Below are 19,187 nucleotides of genomic sequence, written 5' to 3' on the forward strand. Positions count from 1 at the left end.
CGGCTCGGGAGGATCAGGTGTTCTTGCTGATCGAGATGGTGGGGAACTTGCTGGAGAAGTCCTTGGCCTGCTGTGCGATCTTCACCGCCACATCGCGCGCCACCTTCTTGTAGATGGCCGCGACTTCGCCGTCGGGGTCTGCCACCACGGTGGGCTTACCGCTGTCGGCTTGCAGGCGGATGCTCATGTTCAGCGGCAGCGCGCCCAGGTAGTCCATGCCGTAGTCGGCGGCCATCTTCTTGCCGCCATCGGCGCCAAAGATGTGCTCCACATGGCCACAGTTGCTGCACACGTGGGCGGCCATGTTCTCGACGATGCCCAGGATAGGCACGCCCACCTTTTCGAACATCTTGATGCCCTTCTTGGCGTCCAGCAGGGCGATGTCCTGCGGGGTCGTGACGATCACGGCGCCGGTCATGGGCACGCGCTGGCTCAGGGTGAGCTGGATGTCGCCGGTGCCGGGCGGCATGTCGATGATGAGGTAGTCCAGGTCTTTCCAGTTGGTCTGGCGCAGCAGCTGCTCCAGCGCCTGGGTGGCCATGGGGCCGCGCCAGATCATGGCTTCGTCCTGGTCCACCAGAAAGCCGATGGACATGACCTGCACGCCGTAGTTCTCCAGCGGTTCCATGGTCTTGCCGTCGTCGCTTTCGGGGCGGCGGTTGATACCCAGCATCATGGGCTGGCTGGGGCCGTAGATGTCGGCGTCCAGCACGCCCACACTGGCGCCCTCAGCGGCCAGGGCCAGGGCCAGGTTGGCAGCCGTGGTGCTCTTGCCCACGCCGCCCTTGCCCGAGGCCACGGCGATGATGTTCTTGACCTGGGGCAAGAGCTGCACGCCGCGCTGCACGGCGTGGGCGATGACCTTGGTGGTGATGTTGACCGACACGTTGTCCACCCCCGCCACGCCCTTGGCGGCGGCCACCAGCTGGCGGCGCAGCTCGGGCACCAGGCTCTTGGCGGGGTAGCCCAGTTCCACGTCAAACGCCACGTCGCCACCGGTGATCTGCAGGTTGCGCAGGGCGCGGGTGCTGACAAAATCCTTGCCTGTGTGGGGGTCCAGCACGCTGGAAAGTGCGGCCAAAAGGCCCTGTTCGGTGACTGACATTCAAATAACTCCTGTGGGGCCGGTAGTCTATTCCCAAGCTCCCGCCCCCTGCCGCTGAAGGACAATGCGCACCGCATTGCACCGTCGCACTCTCCCCAAAAAGGCCTCCCGTGAAATTCAAGATGTCCGAAAACTCCCTGTTTGCCGTCCTGCTGCGCTCGCCGTGGTGGATCAGCTTTGTGGTGGTGGGCCTCATCACGCTGGCGGCCGGGGCGTTGCTGCCCAAGGAATACTTTGTGGTGGGCGCGCTGGCGGGCTTCCCCATCTTTGTGGTGGGCTGCATGGCCGCCTGGCGGCAACTGCGCGCGCCCAACCCCGCCAAGGTCGTGGAAATGCTGGAGGCCGTGGGCAGCATGCCCTGGCGCAGCTTTGCCGACACCCTGGCCATCGCCTGGGAGCGCGCGGGCTACAGTGTGGAACGCCTGACTGGCAACAACGCCAACGGGGCCGATATGCGCCTGAGCCAGGGCGGCAAGACCACGCTGGTCAGCGCCAAACGCTGGAAGGCCGCTACCCATGGGGTGGAGCCGCTGCGGGAGCTGCACACGGCCATGACCGCAGCCGATGCTTCAGCGGGCGTGTATGTGGCCGCCCTGGGCCAGGTCAGCGAGAACGCCCAGGCATTTGCCCGCGAGCACGGCATTGTGGTGCTGCAGGGCGACGCGGTGGCGCAGCTGCTGCTCAAGCAGCGTTAAGAGCGGCTAACAAAACTCTTCTGGCGTCGTTGCTGTGTCTTGTCGTACTGCTCGTACTGCCTGCGACACAGCGCCTAGCCAGAACCGCTTCGCTGAGTTTTGTTAGCCGCTCTGAGCCACCCCCAACCCCCTGTGGGGTGGCCCGCACATGCGGGTTTTCCCACATGAGCCGCGCCCGGGCGCCCCTCCACACTGGGAGCCTTACACCGCCCCACCGTCCATGCCCCCCACAACCCCTACCGCAGCCCCTGGCAACGTAGCTGCCACACCCGCCACGGGCCTGCTGCTGACCGGCGGCGGTGCCCGCGCTGCCTACCAGGTGGGCGTGCTGGAAGCCATTGCCGACCTGCGCCAGGCCTGTGGCGAAGGCGGCGGCCCCAACCCCTTTCCCATCATCACCGGCACCTCGGCGGGGGCCATCAACGCAGCCGCCCTGGCCTGCGGAGCCGACCACTTTGACCGTGCGGTGCGCCGCATTGCACGCGTGTGGCGGCAGTTCCATGCCAGCCAGGTGTATGGCGCCGACTCGCTCAGCGTGATGCGCAGCGGCGCGCGCTGGCTCACGCTGGTGTCGCTGGGCTGGGCGCTGGCACGCTGGCGGCGCATGCGGCCGCGGTCGCTGCTGGACAACTCGCCACTGGAGAAGCTGCTGGTCAAGATGGTGCCCCTGGTGCGCCTGCCCCGGCTGATTCGCAAGGGGCATCTCACCGCGCTCGCCGTGACGGCGTCCAGCTACAGCTCGGGCGAGCACGTCACCTTTTTTGAAGCGGCCACGCCCGTCAAGCCCTGGGTGCGCTCCCAGCGCAAGGCGGCCAGCGACCGCATCACGCACGAGCATCTGCTCGCGTCCTCGGCCATTCCCTTCATCTTTCCGGCCAAGGGCATCGAGGTGGATGACCACATCGAATACTTCGGCGATGGCTCCATGCGCCAGTCGGCGCCTATTGCCCCGGCCATCCATCTGGGGGCCGAGCGCATCCTGGTGATCGGCGCGGGCCGCATGCACGAGCCCAAGGGCGATGCCGCCGCCAACCCCACGGCCACCTACCCCACGCTGGCGCAGATCGCGGGGCATGCGCTGTCCAACATCTTTCTGGATGCGCTGGCGGTGGACGTGGAACGCGTGCAGCGCATCAACCAGACCCTGTCGCTCATCCCCGAAGAAAAGCGCCTGCACAGCGCGCTGCGCCCCATCGAGCTGCTGGTGATCGCCCCCTCACAGCGCCTGGACGCCGTGGCCGCACGCCATGTGGGCGACTTGCCGGGGCCCGTGCGGACCATGCTGGGCGCCTTGGGCGTCACATCCAACATGGCCGATGTGCGCGGCGCGGCACTGGCCAGCTACCTGCTGTTCGAATCCGGCTACACGCAGGAGCTGATGGCCTTGGGCCGGGCCGACACCCTGACCATGCGGGCCGAGGTGTGCAGGTTCTTTGGCTGGACGGACACCGGCGCCGAAGTGAAGACAAGGCACCACGGGGAGCCGCCCGAGGCGCCCCGGGATTGAACCCTAAGGCTTGTTGGGCAACCAGCCCAGGCCATGCGCGTGCAGGCTCTGCACATACAGCCGGTCGGCCGTCTCGGTGATGGCCGTGGTCTCGGGGTAGGCGCCGCTTGGGTCCTGCAGGTCGGCCACCACCTTGCCGTCGTCAGTGAATGCGATCACATGGCCGTAGGGCTGGGGAATGGGCCACAGCGCACGCGGCAGGCGCAGGGTCAGGCTGCGCAGCCAGGGCTTGCCCGCCATGTTGTCGATGGCCGCCCCACGCGGCTTGGCAAAACCCAGCCACACCTTGCCGCCCTGCCCGCGCATGAGGTTGTCGGGGTAGCCGGGCAGGTTGTCCAGCAGCACGCGGGCCTGGGAGCCTGGCTGGCCGATGTCGAGGTCATTCGCGTCCACCGCAATCTTCCACACCCGGTATTTGCCAGTTTCGTTGACGAACAGGTGCTTTTCGTCCTGGCTCAGCGCCACGCCGTTGGCAAAGCTGATGCCCCGCGCCACCACGCGCGTAGCGCGGGTGGCAGGGTCGTATTCGATCACCCGGCCCGTGCTGGCCTGCTCCAGGATGTCGAGCACGCTCGCTTCAAACGTGCCGCCCCAGTCCTTGGGGGCAAAGCGGGTGGAGGCATCGCTCAGGTACATCTTTCCGTTCTGGGCCACCACCACCGCGTCGGCATAGCGGATGGGGTCGTTACCCACCTTGTCGGCCAGCACGGTGAGCTTGCCGTCCGGTGCGATGGACAGCAGGCCCTTGACCGCATCGGCCGCAATCAGATTGCCCACCGCATCAAAGTCAAAGCCCAGCACCCGCCCGCCGGTGTTGGCAAACACCTCCTGGCCCGAGCCATCGGGATTCATGCGCAGGATGTTGCCGCTGAGCACGGTGGTGTAGAGCTTGCCGTCCTTGCCCAAGGCGATATGCTCCGGGCCCACCTCGCCTTTGAGGTCGATGATGTTCAGCCGCGCCAGGCGCTGGTTGGGCGCATGCACGCCCTGGTAGCCGGGGGCCGCAGGCGCAGTCCATGCCACCGGCTGAATGGGCACGGGCCACGCCGCCAGGTATGCGGCCACCGCCACCACGGCGCCACCCACGCCCCATCCCACCCGTTTTGCCCATGTGCTCGCCATGTGTTGTCTCCTGTTGTTTGTTGGAATGCGGGGCATTGTGGCCCTGTCAGTGGGCTGAACGCACGCCCAGATTGGCACCTGCGCGACGCGGCCTTGTCGGATCAGAACCCGCAGCCGCCCAAAGTGCTGCCGACCGCCTAAAATCGCGAGTTCCGCCTGAGAAAGCCGCTTTTCATGACGTCATCCGCTCGCAAACTCTTCGTGACCACCGCCCTGCCGTACGCCAACGGCAACTTCCACATCGGCCACATCATGGAATACATCCAGGCCGACATCTGGGTGCGGTTCCAGCGCATGCAGGGCAATGCGGTCAACTTTGTGGGTGCCGACGACACCCACGGCGCGCCCATCATGATCGCCGCCGAAAAGGCAGGCAAGACACCCCAGCAGTTCGTGGCCGACATCGCGGCGGGGCGCAAGCAGTATCTGGACGGTTTTCACATCAGCTTTGACAACTGGCACAGCACCGACGCGCCCGAAAACCACGACCTGGCCCGCCAGATCTACCGCGACTTGCGCGACCGCGCCGACGGCAGCCTGATTGAGGTGCGCACCATCGAACAGTTCTTCGACCCCGAGAAGAACATGTTCCTGCCCGACCGCTACATCAAGGGCGAATGCCCCAAGTGCCACGCCAAGGACCAGTACGGCGACAACTGCGAGGTGTGCGGCACGGTGTACGCGCCCACCGACCTGATCAACCCCTTCTCGGCCCTGAGCGGCGCCAAGCCGGAGCTGAAGAATTCGGAGCATTTCTTCTTCAAGCTGTCGGACCCACGCTGCGTGGAGTTTCTGGAGAACTGGACGCAGGACGGCAAGCTGCAGCCCGAGGTGGCCAACAAGATCAAAGAATGGTTCACCGTCCGCACCAACCCCGATGGCACCACCAGCGAAGGCCTGGGCGACTGGGACATCAGCCGCGACGCGCCCTACTTCGGCATCGAGATCCCCGACGCACCCGGCAAATACTTCTATGTGTGGCTGGACGCGCCCGTGGGCTATCTGGCATCGCTGAAGAACCTGCTGGAAAAGCGCGGCGAGAGCTACGACGCCTACATGGCCGACCCGGCGATGGAGCAGTACCACTTCATCGGCAAGGACATCGTCACCTTCCACACCCTGTTCTGGCCCGCCATGCTGCACTTCAGCGGCCGCAAGACGCCCAACAACGTGTTCGTGCACGGCTTTTTGACGGTGAACAACGGCGAGAAGATGAGCAAGAGCCGGGGCACCGGCCTGGACCCGCTCAAGTACCTGAGCCTGGGCATGAACGCCGAGTGGCTGCGCTACTACCTGGCCGCCAAGCTGAGCGCGCGCAACGAAGACATCGACTTCAACGCCGAAGACTTCATGCTGCGGGTGAACAGCGACCTGATCGGCAAGTACGTGAACATCGCCAGCCGCGCAGCGGGCTTCCTGACCAAGCGCTTTGACGGCAAGCTCACCACCAACTTTGGCACTACAGGCGCCGCCCTGCTGGCCGAGGTGCGCGGAGCCAGCGACGCCATCGCGCAGATGTACGAAACGCGCGAGTACAGCAAGGCCACGCGCGAGATCATGCTGCTGGCCGACAAAGTCAACGCCTACGTGGACCAGAACAAGCCCTGGGACCTGGCCAAGGACGCCGCCAACAACGAGGCGCTGCACCAGGTGTGCTCGGTGCTGGTCAACGCCTTTGCCACCCTCACCCGCTACTTGGCCCCCGTGCTGCCGGGTCTGGCCCAGGCGGTGCAAGGCTTTGTGGGCGTGAACATGCAGCAGTGGAACGCAGCGGGCGACGTGCAGGCCATCCAGCCCTACCAGCACCTGATGCAGCGCGTCACGCCCGAGCAGCTTGAAGCATTGTTTGAGCCCCCAGCGCAAGCAGAGCAAGCACCAGCCGCTACGGAAACCGCAGCAGCAGGCTCCCATCCTGGTGGTGAAGAACTCGCCCCCACGATCACCATCGACGACTTCACCAAGATCGACCTGCGCATCGCGCTGATCGTGAACTGCGAGCCGGTAGAGGGCTCCACCAAGCTGCTGCGCCTGACGCTGGACGTGGGCGAGGGCCGCACGCGCAATGTCTTCTCAGGCATTGCCAGCGCCTACCAACCCGCCGACCTGATCGGCAAACACACCGTGATGGTGGCCAACCTGGCCCCACGCAAGATGAAGTTTGGTGTGAGCGAGGGCATGGTGCTGGCCGCCAGCCATGGCGACGAAAAAGCCAACCCCGGCATCTACGTGCTCAACCCCTGGCCGGGCGCCACGCCTGGCATGCGGGTGCGGTAAGGCACGCAGGGCAGGTATACACAGCGACAGTCAAGGGTACCGGGGGGCGCTGCGCCCCCCATGCGCCGAATGAGAACGGGGCAGCCCGGTGACGACTGCCCTTCAGCAAGCGCTCAGTACAGATACACCGCGCCCGCGTTGGTGCTGCTTTCGTCGGCCTGGTTGCCCCCAATACCAGTCGATCCACTGTCTTCGGTAGATGCCCCCACGGCCAGCGCAGTGCCGTCCCCCGATATCGCCACACGTCCGCCAAACCGGTCCCCAGCGCCGGCATTGGGTGCCTTCAGGTAGGCCTGTTGCGCCCAGGTGCCTGCGCTGCGGCGGAACACCAGCACAGCGCCAGCATCCGCAGCGGCGGTGTTGGCCTGGTCGCCATTGAATCCGCGCGCATTGCTGTCGTCCCGGTACGACGGCACCACCAGCGTGTTGCCGTCGCTCGACATCGCCAGGTTGTTGCCAAAACGGTGAGGCGTACGGGTGTTGGAGGCTTTCAAATACGCCTGTGACTGCCAGACGCCACCTGCGCGAATAAACACCAACACCGCGCCAGAGTTGAGTGCCAGGGTGTTGCTAGGCGGCGGCACGACAAAGGTGCCGGTGTAGTTGCTGCTGTCTCCATCCATGCCAACCGCCAGCGTGTTGCCGTCGCCCGACAAGATGACCGACACACCGAAGCGGTCCTGTGCATGGGGGCTGGGGGCCTTCAGATAGGCCTGCTGTGACCACGCCCCTGCATTGCGCTGGAACACGTAGGCCGCACCGGCGTTGGCCAGGGTGTCGTCCGCCGGATCACTCGCCAGGGCGCTGCGCTCGAAGAACGCACCCACCGCCAAGGTGTCTCCCGCGCCCGACAGGCTGAGGTAGATGCCGAAGAAATCTCCCGCACCCGCGTTGGACGCCTTGAGGTAGCTTTGCTGCGCCCAGTTGGTGCCGGTGCGGGTGAAGACGTAGGCCGCACCGGACGCTGCATAGGCGGCATTGCCGTGTGTTCCGGTCAGGTCGCCATCCTCGTTGTATGCCCCGACTGCCAGGGTGTTGCCGTCGTTCGAGAGGGCGACGAATGAACCGAAAAGATCGTCGGCATCCGCGTTGTTCGCCTTGATGAAGGCCTGCTGCGACCAGACCGCACCAGCGCGCGAATACACATAGACAGCGCCTGAGCTGCTGGCCAGGTTGTTGGTGGCGGGCATGGTCGCAAACGTGCCCTTCTGGTCGCAGCTCTCGCCATCCGCGCCAATGGCCAGCGTGTTGCCGTCGGCCGACAGCGCCACGGCATTGCCAAAATAGTCGTTGGCCTCGCCGTTGGGAGCCGCGATGCGTGCCTGCTGCGACCACGTGGCGCCGCTCTTCGTGAAGACGTACACCGCCCCGGTGTTGCCCCCTTCTCCATACGCCCCCACAGCCAGGGTGGTGCCGTTGCTGGACAAGGCCACACGGTTGCCAAACCGGCCTTCCACCGTGGTCGCCGATGCCTTGAAGTACCCCACGGCGCGCACCATGTCGGCCGCCACAGAAGCTGACGGGGCACTGCAGCCCCCCGCATTGCAGGCCTGCACGGTATAGGTGGCATTCAGCCGCAGATGCAGCAGCACGGGTACGGCATAGGTCAGCCCCGTGGAAGTGGTGGATCCGATCTGCACGGGTGTCAATGGACCTGCGCCATCCGGGTCCTCGTACACCGTGTAGCTGGTGGCACCCGGCGCCGAAGTCCACAAGAAAACCAGCGCCTTCGTTCCGTAGCCGATGCCCAGGCCACCCGGTGCAGGGGGGGCTGGCGGCGGTGGGGGCGGTGGCGGAGGCGGGGTATAGATCGTGCTGCAGAGCACCCTCACCTGGGTGACCAGCGCCACGGCGACTCCGGTGCCAGCTTCGACCGAGCAAGCCTGATCCCCAGGCTGCGCAACCACCGTGACCGCGTAGGCGCTACCGTGAGAGACCAGAGATTCAAACCGGAAAGCGCCGTTCTCTGTCAGCAGCAGATCAGCAGCGCCGTTCAGCCGCAGCCTCAATGCGCCCGCCAGGCCCGTGACGGTCCCACCCACGGCATAGGTGATGGTGGTGCAGGTCACCCGGATGTTGGAGACAGGGCCCGTCACCACGCCCGTGCCGTTTTCCACCACGCAGGTCTGGCCCACTGGCTGGGTGCGCACAACAATGTTGTAAGCCTGCCCCTGCGCAACGTTGGTGACGTAACTGCCGCTGGCCGTGATGCTCACTTCCGCACCCGTTCCGTTGGCGAGTACCAGCGTTCCCGTCAGCCCCGTCACCGTGCCCCCCACCGGATGCTGCACCACGGCGGGCGGTGGTGGGGGAGGCGGTGGCTCCGCAGAGTCCCCACCACCGCCGCCGCAAGCTGCCAGGGCGCCTGCCATGACCAGAGGCAACGCCCATGCCGCACCGGCAAGCCTCGCACGCAGGGCCTCGGCCATGGCAGAAAAATTTCGATACATCAAGGGTTCTCCGGGTCTGTGAACTGCATGGACACTTCAACCCCTAGGGAGGCACGAATAGGTCCGGCTCCCTCGTGCGCGTGCAGGCGGGGTGCCTGGAACTCTATGGCGGGAGAACGCGCAAGCGCACCCCCCTGAAGCAGGGTTGACGCAGAGAATGGAATGGCCCCATAGCGTTTGGCGGGACTCAGAACCCCGGGGTCGCGCTCAACCGACGAGACTGTCAGCCACCGCGCTGGCGGCTGTCTCGCTCAATGGCCCACGTAGCGCCCTGGCCGGTGGCTGATCCACAAGAACCCGCTCATCACCAGCACCGCCAGCACCGAATACGCCACCCGCTCCACCGGCACCACGAACAGCGCGAGCAGCACCACGGTGCCGTCAATCATCATCTGCACCTTGCCCGCACGCATGCCGTAGCGGCCTTGCAAGTACAGCGACACCACCGTGGCCCCGCCCAGGCTGGAGCGGTGGCGTGCCAGAAACAGGCAGCCCGTGCCCAGCAACAGCCCGCCCAGCAGCGATGCGAACAGCGGGTTGAGATAGTCCACATGCATCACGTGCGGGAACAGCTCGGTCAGCAGCGACAGCAGGCCCACGCAGACAAATGTCTTGATCGTGAACTCGCGCCCCATGCGCGTCCAGGCAAACCAATAGAACGGCAGGTTGACCACAAAGAACAGCTTGCCAAACGAAATGCTGGTGACGTAATGCAGCAAGAACGCCACGCCCGCCGTGCCGCCCACCAGCAACCCCGCCTGGTTGAACAGCATGAGCGCCATGGCCACAAACAAGGTGCCTGCGAACAGGGCCTGGGCATCTTCAAAGGCGCCATGGCGCAGGGCGGACAGCGGCGGGGCAGTGTCATTGGCGGTGGGCGGGGTATCGGACATGGGCGTTCAGCAATGGGGGGCTTGGCAAAGGCGCGGAGGCTTTCCGCCGGTGGAGTGCTGGGCACTTGGGGGCAGCCCGGCGCGTATCCAGCGGTCAGTCTGCAAGATGAGAAGCAAGCAACGCGCCAGTGCGAGCCAGAGCGGGCCAGTGCGCGAAGGTCCCGCTACTTCCCGCCCTTGAACTCCGGCGCCTCCGTGTCCGCGCCCGTCTGCGTGCGCAGCACAAACTGGTCGGGTCCATAGACCACCGTGAAGACCTTGGACTGGTTGGGTGCCTCCAGGTAGCGCCAGTCGGCCCAGGTCTCCTTCTTCAACTCGTAGGGCGTGACCTTGGCGGGCTTGCCCAGCAGGCGGCGCACCTCGTCCATACGCATGCCGGGCGACACGCGCGCAAAAGTCTCGGGCGTGAGCACCTGGCGCAGCGCGGTCATGCGGCCGTCGGGGCCAATGGTGATCATGTAGTTGACCTGGCCAGCAGGCTGGCGGTTGTATTCGAAGGTACGTGCACCACCGGGCTCGTCCCACACGTTCTCGGGGGCGCCGAAGCGGTCGCGCACGTCGGCTTCGGTCGAGACGCCCTCTTTGAGTTCGCTGATGCGTTGCGGGTCGCAGGCGGCAAGCACCAGCAGGGAAAAGGTGGCCGCAGCCATGGCGGCCGAGCGATATATCAAGCGCATAAATTCGTCCCGGTAAAATCTTGGACCTTCGGTGCATCACTGTGCCTGACGCGTTCCAAGAAAGAGTTCACAGTCCATGTCTATTTTCCGCCGCCCCGACTACCAATCCGACGCCACCCAGTTCATCAACCAGCTCAAGGCAAGCCGTCCCGAGCTGGACCAGCAGCAGCAAGCCGGCCGTGCCCTGCTGTGGGACAAGCAAGTGGACCGCAAGATCTGGGGCGAGTACCGCGACGCCCAAGTGCCCCAGAAGCCCTACGTATACCAGACCAACGCCGATTGAGCATGTTTTTAGCCGCAAGCGCAGGTATTTATTGCGCTGGCAGCTCCTGATTCAATAGCAGATCATGACCACCGCGAACGCAGCCGAAGCGGCAGACTCGCCCGGCGCGCCCTCGCTGGATGCGGCGGGCATGCCCGATGTGGTCGATCAGGTGGCCCTGGCGCGCCTGTATGGCGAGCCGCTGTTTGCGCTGCCGCAGGACCTGTACATCCCGCCCGACGCGCTCGAAGTCTTCCTCGAAGCCTTTGAAGGCCCGCTGGACTTGCTGCTGTACCTGATCCGCAAACAGAACTTCAACATTCTCGACATCCCCATGGTGGGGGTGACCAAGCAGTACCTGGCGTATGTGGACGAGATCCGCAGCCGCAACCTGGAGCTGGCGGCCGAGTATTTGCTGATGGCGGCCATGCTCATCGAGATCAAGTCGCGCATGCTGCTGCCGCCCAAGAAGCAGGAAGGCGGCGAGGAAACCGAAGACCCGCGTGCCGAGCTGGTGCGCCGCCTGCTTGAATACGAGCAGATGAAGATGGCCGCCATGCGCCTGGCCAACCTGCCGCAGTACGGCCGCGACTTTTTGAAAGCCCAGGTCTACATCGAACAAAGCCTGCAGCCGCGCTTTCCCGATGTTCACGTGGTGGAACTGCAAGAGGCCTGGCGCGACATTTTGAAGCGTGCCAAGCTCGTACAGCACCACAAGATCACGCGCGAAGAACTGAGCGTGCGCGAGTACATGAGCATGGTGCTCAAAACCCTGCAGGGCCGCCGCTTTGTGGAGTTTGAAGAACTATTCGAGCCCGAAAAAGGCAGCACCGTGCTGGTGGTGACCTTCATCGCCCTGCTGGAGCTGGCCAAAGAGACGCTGATCGAGATCACGCAGGCCGAGGCTTTTGCCCCCATCTACGTGCGCCTGGCGTACACGCCGGTCTAGGCTGGCTCCACTGTTCACCGCCCAGGCCGGTGGCCGTGGCGTCCCCCCCTTTCTTCACCCGCAAGCCATGGCATCCCACGACTTCGACGTTCTCATCGTAGGCAGCGGCCTCGCAGGCCTCTCGGCCGCCCTGCACCTAGCGCCCACGCACCGCGTGGCTGTCATCACCAAGCGCACGCTGCAAGATGGCTCCAGCGGCTGGGCCCAGGGCGGCATTGCTGCCGTGCTGGCCGATGACGACAGCTTTGCCGCGCACATTGAAGACACGCTGGTGGCAGGCGCAGGCCTGTGCGACCTGGCCACCACCCGCTTTGTAGTGGAGAACGCGCCCGAGTCCATCGCCTGGCTGCGCGGCCTGGGCGTGCCCTTCACACTCGAAGGCGACCAACTGCACCTGACCCGTGAAGGCGGCCACAGCGCCCGCCGCATTGCCCATGTGACCGACGCGACTGGCGCGGCGGTGCAGCGCACGCTGATCGACGTGGTGCGCAGCACACCGGGCATCACCCTGTTTGAGCAGCACACGCTGGTGGACCTGATCACCACCCGCAAGCTGGGTTTTCCGGGCAACCGTTGCTTGGGCCTGTATGCGCTGGACAGCGACACGGACGAGGTGGTGACCTTCCGCGCACCGCAAACAATCCTGGCCACGGGCGGCGCAGGCAAGGTGTACCTGTACACCACCAACCCCGACACCGCCACCGGCGACGGCATTGCCACCGCCTGGCGCGCAGGCTGCCGCGTGGCGAACATGGAGTTCATCCAGTTCCACCCCACAGGGCTGTACCACCCGCACGAAAAGTCCTTCCTCATCAGCGAGGCCGTGCGCGGCGAAGGCGGGCAACTCAAGCTGCCCCCCTCGGCGGGTGGCACCCGCTTCATGCTGGACCACGACCCGCGCGCCGAACTGGCCCCGCGCGATGTGGTAGCGCGCGCTATCGACTTCGAGATGAAGAAGCACGGTCTGGACTGTGTACACCTCGACATCTCGCACCAGAGCCCCGCGTTTTTGCAAGAGCACTTTCCGAACATCCTCGCGCACTGCGCATCGCTGGGCATCGACATCACCAAGGAACCCATCCCCGTGGTGCCCACCGCCCACTTCACCTGCGGCGGCGTGCTGACCGACCTGGCGGGCCGCACCGACCTGCCCGGCCTGTTTGCCGTGGGCGAGGTGGCCTGCACCGGCCTGCACGGCGCCAATCGGCTGGCCAGCAATTCGCTGCTGGAATGCATGGTGTTCGCCCGCGCCGCCGCGCAAGCCATTGCAGCCGCCCCGGCCACCGAACTGCCCACCGTGCCCGCCTGGGACGACAGCCGAGTGACCGATGCCGACGAGTCCGTCGTCATCTCGCACAACTGGGACGAGCTGCGCCGCTTCATGTGGGACTACGTGGGCATCGTGCGCACCAACAAGCGCCTGGAGCGCGCCGCACACCGCATTGCGATGCTGCAGGGCGAGATTCAGGAGTTCTACGCGCACTTCCACGTCACACGCGACCTGCTGGAGCTACGCAACCTGGTGCAGGTGGCCGACCTGATCGTGAAAAGCGCCCAGCTGCGCCGCGAAAGCCGGGGCCTGCATTTCAGCCGCGACTACCCCGAGGTGGCAGCGCCTGCCGCCCCCACCATCCTCGTCCCCCCGGTGCCCCGATGACCTACAGCGTCAAAGAAATTTTCTACACCCTGCAAGGCGAAGGCGGCCAGGCGGGCACCCCCGCCGTGTTCTGCCGCTTTGCGGGCTGCAACCTCTGGACGGGCCGCGAGCAAGACCGCACCCAGGCCATCTGCCAGTTCTGCGACACCGACTTTGTAGGCACCGATGGCACGCTGGGCGGCAAGTTCGAGACGGCCACCGCACTGGCCGAATTGATCGCCGCCCAATGGCCTGCGGGCGCGGGCCACCGCCTGGTGGTGCTGACGGGTGGCGAGCCCCTGCTGCAGGTGGATCGCGAACTCATCGACGCGCTGCACGCGCAGCAATTCCGCATCGCGGTCGAAAGCAACGGCACTGTCGCCGCACCCGAAGGCATCGACTGGCTGTGCATCAGCCCCAAGGCCGGCGCGCCGTGGGTGCAGCGCAGCGGGCAGGAGCTGAAACTCGTCTGGCCCCAGCCGGGCTTTGACCTACAGGCGCTGGAGCAGGACACGCAGTTCACCCACCGCTTTCTGCAGCCCATGGATGGACTGCTGCAGCGGCAGAACACCGCCGCTTGCATTGACGCCTGCCTGGCCCACCCTGCATGGCGGTTGAGCCTGCAAACCCACAAGCTCACCGGCATCAGGTGAGAGAGGCCAACAAAACTCCCCTGGCGTCGTTGTCCCGCCTTGTCGTACTACTCGTACTGCCTGCGGCGGAACGCCTAGCCAGGGCCGCTTCGCTGAGCTTTGTTAGCCGCTTCAAGTCCTTCTAAATCACCGTATGTTGTTCACCATCTCCCAGCGCTTCTTCTTCGACGCCGCCCACACCCTGCGCCGCGAGATAGAGGCCGAAGGCAGCCGCCGTGTGCACGGCCACACCTACCATGCCGAAGTGTTTCTGACCGGCCCGCGCGACCCCGCCACCGGCATGGTGCTGGACCTGGGCCTGCTCCGCCAGGGCCTGGCCGTGGTGCGCGAGCAGCTGGACCACCACATGCTGGACGAAGTGCCCGGCCTGGGCACGCCGACGCTGGAAAACCTCTGCCTGTTCATCGCCCAGGCACTGCCCGCCGACCTGCGCGCCAGCGTGAGCCGCGTGCGCGTGTGGCGCGAAGCACTGGGCGACAGCTGCGCGCTGGACTTCTCCCAGCCCTGACCGGCCACGGCCCTGCCACCGGCAGGCACTCCCCCATCCACAGACTTCATTCAAGGAAGCCGATGTTCCGCACCCTGCTCAAATCCAAGATCCACCGCGTGGCCGTGACCCAGTGCGAGCTGCACTACGAAGGCTCCTGCGCCATCGACGAAGACCTGCTGGACGCCGCCAACATCGCCGAGAACGAGCAGATCCACATCTGGAACATCAACAACGGCGAGCGCTTTGTCACCTACGCCATCAGGGGCCAGCGCGGCAGCGGCATGATCTCGGTCAACGGTTCGGCCGCACGCCGCGCGTCCACAGGCGATCTCATCATCATTGCGGCCTTTGCCCAGGTGCAAGAGGACCAGGTGGCCACACACCAGCCGCAACTGGTGTTTGTGGACGAGCACAACCGCCAGACCGCACTGCGCCACGCGGTGCCCACCCAGGCCGTCTAAGCATGCAGCCCACGCACGACGGGCTGGTGGCCCGCAGCCTGGCCAGCGTGTGGCATCCGTGCACGCAGATGAAGCGGCACGAGGCCCAGCCGCCCGTAGCCATTGCGCGCGCCCAGGGCCCGTGGCTCTATGGCGCCGATGGTCAGCGCTATCTGGACGGCATCAGCTCCTGGTGGGTCAACCTGTTTGGCCACAGCCACCCGCACATCCAGGCGGCGCTGGTGGACCAACTAGGCCGGCTCGACCATGTGATGCTCGCGGGCTTCACGCACGCACCGGTGGTGGAGCTGTCAGAACGTCTGGCCGCGCTCACCGACCTGGGCCACGCGTTCTACGGCAGCGACGGCGCGGCCGCCACCGAGATTGCGCTGAAGATGAGCGCGCACTACTGGCGCAACACTGGCCGCCCCGCCAAGAGCCGCTTTGTGGGCCTGGCTGGCGGCTACCACGGCGAAACCGTGGGCGCGCTGGCCGTGACCGACATCGCGATCTTCCGCGAGGCCTATGCACCCCTGGTGCGCCTGGCCGACACTGTGCCCAGCCCCGATGCACGCAGAGCAGCCCCGGGTGAGACGGCGCAGGACGTGGCCCGGCGCGCCGCTGCGGCGCTGGAAGCGTGGCTGCAGGAGCACCACACCACCACCGCCGCCTTCATCGTCGAGCCCCTGGTGCAGTGCGCAGCAGGCATGGCGATGCACGACCCCGAATACCTGCGCCTGGCGCGCGCGCTGTGCGACCGCTACGAGGTCCACTTGGTGGTCGATGAAATCGCCGTGGGCTTTGGCCGCACGGGCACGATGTTCGCGCACCAGCAGGCCGGCATCCGGCCGGATTTCATTTGCCTGTCCAAAGGCCTCACGGGCGGCACGCTGCCCCTGTCGGCCGTGCTGACGACGGACGCGGTGTACGCCGCGTTCTACGACGACGATGTGGCGCGCGGCTTTCTGCATTCGCACTCGTACACCGGCAACCCGCTGGCCTGCCGCGCCGCGCTGGCCACGCTGGAACTGTTTGAGCAGCTGGATGCGCTGAACGCCAACCAGGCGCTGGCGCAGCGCATCGACGCGGCTTGCGCACCGCTATCGCAGCACCCACGCGTGCGGCATGCACGCCGCATCGGAATGATCTGGGCCTGGGATATAGACACACCCCTGCCCGACTTTGCGCACCGCTACCACCAGCACGCCATGGTGCGCGGCCTGGTGCTGCGGCCCATCGGCAAGACGCTGTACGCCATGCCGCCCTATGCGCTCGACGACGAGGCGGTGCAATGCCTGGCCAATGGCGCACTGGATGCGCTGAACGCCACCCTGCAGGAGGAAAGTTGATGATGGGATGTTTTGTGACCGGCACCGACACCGGTGTCGGCAAGACGCTGGTGTCCGCCGGGCTGCTCCACGCGCTGGCGCGCCACCACCGCCGCGTGGTGGGCATGAAGCCCGTGGCGGCTGGCCTGGTGCCCTGGGGGGACGACTGGGCCAGTGAAGACGCGATTGCACTGCGCTCGGCCTCCACCCTGGCAGTGCCGCCAGCGCTGGACAACCCCGTGCTGCTGCCCGACCCACTCTCGCCCCACATCGCGGCGGCGCGGGCGGGTGTGCAGATCGACATCGCTGCCATCGTACGCAGCTACCAGGCGCTCGCCGCGCAGGCCGACGCCGTGGTGGTGGAGGGTGCAGGTGGCTTTCATGTGCCCCTCACCGACGCACTCACGGGCGCCGACCTCGCCCAGGCCCTGGCGCTGCCCGTGGTGCTGGTGGTGGGATTGCGCCTGGGCTGCCTGAACCACGCCCTGCTCACGGCCGAGGCGATCCGCGCGCGCGGCCTGACGCTGGCGGGCTGGGTGGCCAACCGCGTGGACCCCGACATGGAGGCGGTGGAAGACAACATCGCCTACCTGCGCGCGCGCCTGAATGCACCGCTGCTGGCCGATGTGCCGTATCAGGAACTGCCTGAACCCGGCAGCCTGGTGTTTGACCTGCCCAGGGACTGGCAATGACAAGCCCCACGGCGCCACAGTCGTCATGGCTCGACGAGATCCCTGCGCGGCTGGCCGACATCGAACGCGCCCACCTGCTGCGCCGCCGTCGTGTGGTGGAGCCCGCAGGCGGCGCCCGCCTGCAGGTGGACGGCCAGCCCATGCTGGCCTTTTGCAGCAACGACTACCTGGGCCTGGCCGGCCACCCTGCGCTGGCCGAAGCCGCGCGCGAGGCCACACACCACTATGGCGTGGGCTCGGGCGGCTCGCCGCTGGTCAGCGGCCACAGCGCTGCCAACGATGCGCTGGAGCACGATCTGGCGGCCTATGTACAACTGCCCCGGGCCCTGTACTTCTACGCGGGCTATGCCACCAACACCGGCATCATCCCCGCGCTGGTGGGTGACGGCGATGCGCTGTTCTCCGATGCACTCAACCACGCCTGCCTGATCGACGGTGCCCGCCTGTCGCGCGCCACCATCCACCGCTATCCCCACGCCGACCTGGCAGCGCTGGAAGCGCAGCTTGCCGCCAGCCGCGCTCGGCGCAAGCTGGTGATCAGCGACGCGGTGTTCAGCATGGACGGCGATCTCATCGACATCCCAGCCCTGCTCACGCTGTGTGAGCGCTACGACGCGCTGTTGTTGCTGGACGATGCCCACGGCTTTGGCGTGCTGGGCCCCCAGGGGCGCGGCAGCCTGGCAAAGGCGGGGCTAACGGGCCCCCACGCCTCGCGCCGCGTGCTGTACATGGCCACGCTGGGCAAGGCAGCGGGCGTGGCGGGCGCTTTTGTGGCCGGCGATGCAGCCCTCATCGAATGGCTGCTGCAAAAAACGCGCACCTACATCTTTGCCACCGCCGCGCCACCGCTGCTGGCGAGCGCACTGCGCCAAAGCCTGCAGCTCATGGAGGAAGCCGACGACCGGCGCGCGCACCTAGACGAACTCATCGCGCAACTGCGCCAAGGACTGTCCACGCTGCCTGCATCGCTGGGCTGGCACCTGCTGCCGTCGCACACCCCCGTGCAGGCCCTGATCATCGGCAGCAACGAAGCGGCGCTGGCGGTGATGGAAGGCCTGCGCACCCAAGGCCTGTGGGTGCCTGCCATACGCCCGCCCACCGTACCCGCAGACACGGCGCGGCTGCGCATTGCGCTGTCGGCCGCGCACACCACCGACGACGTGGCGCAGTTGATAGAGGCGCTGCATGCGCTGGCAACGCAGTCACTCAACCGTTGATGCGCCGCAGTACCATGCACGGCCCAGGCCACCTGGCCACGCAGGCCCCTCCTTATCCCTTCAGCGAGAAGATTCCATGCCCCACCTGACCATCGAATACTCGGCCAATCTGCCCCACTACCCCGAAGCCGAAACGCTGACCGCCCTCAACGCCGCCCTGTGCGCCCATCCCCAGGTGCAGGACGAGGCGGACCTGAAGACCCGCTTTATCGTCGCCGACAGCTTCGAGATCGGCATTGCGCCTGCCAACCGCGCGTTTGTGCATGCCCAGTTGCGCTTGCTCGCGGGTCGCACGCCCGAGGCCAAAAAAGAGTTGTCCGACCTCATTGCAACGGTGCTGCGCGAGCGCACCCCCAAGCCCCGGGGCGTGATGGTGCAATTGAGCGTGGAGATCGTCGATATGGACCGGGGCTCGTACGCCAAAGAGCGGCTCTGACGCTGCGCTCCTGCCCCCCGCCTCAGGCCCCGTCGCCTGCGTTGCCGGTGATCGGCTGCACGATGCCCGTGATGTAGCTGGAACAACACGGGGCCGCCAGGAACACGTCGGCGGGCGAGATCTCCTCGGGTTGCGCCGGGCGGTCCAGACACGTGGTGACGCCAACCTTTTCCACCTCTTTGGCCGGGCGCTCCGCCGGGATCCGCGGTGCCCACACTGGCCCCAGCGCCACCGCTTTCCCGCGGATTCCCCGGTTGACCAGTTGTGCGCCAGCACCTGGGTAAAGGCATGGATCGCACCCTTGGTGGCCGGGAGCGAAGGGGACGGATGCGGTCATGGCGGAATGTCTTTCTGCCGACAA

Annotated in this window: 18 protein-coding genes and 1 pseudogene; 13 read left to right on the forward strand and 6 right to left on the reverse strand. The window is 66.2% G+C overall.

Going from position 1 to position 19,187, the window contains the following annotated elements:
• Window positions 1–13: 13 nt before the first annotated feature.
• Window positions 14–1,105 (reverse strand): iron-sulfur cluster carrier protein ApbC, encoded by a 1,092-nt coding sequence (gene apbC / locus ACODSM_RS09370; protein ID WP_015015437.1) that lies wholly within the window; start codon window positions 1,103–1,105, stop codon window positions 14–16.
• A gap of 122 nt (window positions 1,106–1,227) precedes the next feature.
• On the opposite strand from apbC, the gene ACODSM_RS09375 reads away from it, so the two are divergent.
• Together ACODSM_RS09375 and ACODSM_RS09380 are read left to right on the forward strand one after the other, a co-directional pair.
• Window positions 1,228–1,800, forward strand: coding sequence for a restriction endonuclease (locus tag ACODSM_RS09375; RefSeq protein WP_488805066.1), 573 nt, complete (start codon window positions 1,228–1,230; stop codon window positions 1,798–1,800).
• Between the two features lie 220 nt (window positions 1,801–2,020).
• Window positions 2,021–3,307, forward strand: a complete 1,287-nt coding sequence (locus ACODSM_RS09380) for a patatin-like phospholipase family protein (RefSeq protein ID WP_488805067.1) — start codon at window positions 2,021–2,023, stop codon at window positions 3,305–3,307.
• Between the two features lie 3 nt (window positions 3,308–3,310).
• Here the strand turns inward: ACODSM_RS09380 and ACODSM_RS09385 are convergent, their stop codons facing one another.
• Window positions 3,311–4,429, reverse strand: a complete 1,119-nt coding sequence (locus tag ACODSM_RS09385) for an SMP-30/gluconolactonase/LRE family protein (RefSeq protein ID WP_488805068.1) — start codon at window positions 4,427–4,429, stop codon at window positions 3,311–3,313.
• 174 nt (window positions 4,430–4,603) lie between these two features.
• Between ACODSM_RS09385 and metG the strand changes: the two genes are divergently transcribed.
• On the forward strand, window positions 4,604–6,703 hold the full coding sequence (gene metG / locus ACODSM_RS09390) for a methionine--tRNA ligase (protein ID WP_488805069.1): 2,100 nt from the start codon (window positions 4,604–4,606) through the stop codon (window positions 6,701–6,703).
• 113 nt (window positions 6,704–6,816) lie between these two features.
• On the opposite strand, the gene ACODSM_RS09395 is transcribed toward metG, so the two are convergent.
• From ACODSM_RS09395 to ACODSM_RS09405, 3 genes are all read right to left on the reverse strand, one after another.
• Complete coding sequence (locus ACODSM_RS09395) at window positions 6,817–9,153, reverse strand: FG-GAP repeat protein (protein WP_488805070.1); 2,337 nt, start codon at window positions 9,151–9,153, stop codon at window positions 6,817–6,819.
• 251 nt (window positions 9,154–9,404) lie between these two features.
• Window positions 9,405–10,046: a YitT family protein gene (locus ACODSM_RS09400; protein WP_260668292.1), complete on the reverse strand. Its 642-nt coding sequence runs from the start codon at window positions 10,044–10,046 to the stop codon at window positions 9,405–9,407.
• A 164-nt stretch (window positions 10,047–10,210) separates the two neighbouring features.
• Entirely contained in the window at window positions 10,211–10,723 is a 513-nt protein-coding gene (locus tag ACODSM_RS09405; protein WP_309822453.1) for an outer membrane protein assembly factor BamE, read from the reverse strand.
• Window positions 10,724–10,799: 76 nt separating this feature from the next.
• Between ACODSM_RS09405 and ACODSM_RS09410 the strand changes: the two genes are divergently transcribed.
• The 10 genes from ACODSM_RS09410 to ACODSM_RS09455 all read left to right on the forward strand — a co-directional run bounded on the left by ACODSM_RS09410 (window position 10,800) and on the right by ACODSM_RS09455 (window position 18,826).
• Window positions 10,800–11,006, forward strand: coding sequence for a DUF3460 family protein (locus ACODSM_RS09410; protein ID WP_015015445.1), 207 nt, complete (start codon window positions 10,800–10,802; stop codon window positions 11,004–11,006).
• 64 nt (window positions 11,007–11,070) lie between these two features.
• Window positions 11,071–11,934 carry a segregation and condensation protein A gene (locus tag ACODSM_RS09415; protein WP_488805071.1) on the forward strand — a complete coding sequence of 288 codons (864 nt, stop codon included), beginning with the start codon at window positions 11,071–11,073 and terminating at the stop codon, window positions 11,932–11,934.
• 67 nt (window positions 11,935–12,001) lie between these two features.
• A complete protein-coding gene (gene nadB, locus ACODSM_RS09420) occupies window positions 12,002–13,591 on the forward strand; it encodes an L-aspartate oxidase (protein WP_488805072.1) in 1,590 nt (529 codons plus the stop codon).
• Window positions 13,588–14,223: a 7-carboxy-7-deazaguanine synthase gene (gene queE / locus ACODSM_RS09425; RefSeq protein ID WP_488805073.1), complete on the forward strand. Its 636-nt coding sequence runs from the start codon at window positions 13,588–13,590 to the stop codon at window positions 14,221–14,223. The genes nadB and queE overlap by 4 nt, the downstream gene beginning before the upstream one ends.
• Before the next feature lie 133 nt (window positions 14,224–14,356).
• Window positions 14,357–14,731 (forward strand): 6-pyruvoyl trahydropterin synthase family protein, encoded by a 375-nt coding sequence (locus ACODSM_RS09430; RefSeq protein ID WP_056636973.1) that lies wholly within the window; start codon window positions 14,357–14,359, stop codon window positions 14,729–14,731.
• Between the two features lie 62 nt (window positions 14,732–14,793).
• Window positions 14,794–15,174, forward strand: a complete 381-nt coding sequence (gene panD / locus ACODSM_RS09435; protein ID WP_488805074.1) for an aspartate 1-decarboxylase — start codon at window positions 14,794–14,796, stop codon at window positions 15,172–15,174.
• 2 nt (window positions 15,175–15,176) lie between these two features.
• Window positions 15,177–16,502: an adenosylmethionine--8-amino-7-oxononanoate transaminase gene (gene bioA, locus ACODSM_RS09440; RefSeq protein ID WP_488805075.1), complete on the forward strand. Its 1,326-nt coding sequence runs from the start codon at window positions 15,177–15,179 to the stop codon at window positions 16,500–16,502.
• Window positions 16,502–17,173, forward strand: a complete 672-nt coding sequence (gene bioD / locus ACODSM_RS09445) for a dethiobiotin synthase (protein ID WP_488805076.1) — start codon at window positions 16,502–16,504, stop codon at window positions 17,171–17,173. Before bioA ends, bioD begins: the two co-directional genes overlap by 1 nt.
• Window positions 17,170–18,390 (forward strand): 8-amino-7-oxononanoate synthase, encoded by a 1,221-nt coding sequence (gene bioF, locus ACODSM_RS09450; RefSeq protein WP_488805077.1) that lies wholly within the window; start codon window positions 17,170–17,172, stop codon window positions 18,388–18,390. The genes bioD and bioF overlap by 4 nt, the downstream gene beginning before the upstream one ends.
• 76 nt (window positions 18,391–18,466) lie before the next feature.
• On the forward strand, window positions 18,467–18,826 hold the full coding sequence (locus ACODSM_RS09455; RefSeq protein ID WP_488805078.1) for a 5-carboxymethyl-2-hydroxymuconate Delta-isomerase: 360 nt from the start codon (window positions 18,467–18,469) through the stop codon (window positions 18,824–18,826).
• Between the two features lie 22 nt (window positions 18,827–18,848).
• On the opposite strand, the pseudogene ACODSM_RS09460 reads toward ACODSM_RS09455, so the two are convergent.
• Window positions 18,849–19,135 (reverse strand): annotated as a pseudogene (locus tag ACODSM_RS09460) (SDR family oxidoreductase); the annotation flags it as partial.
• Window positions 19,136–19,187 lie beyond the last annotated feature (52 nt).

This window comes from Acidovorax sp. FG42 (assembly GCF_057809195.1).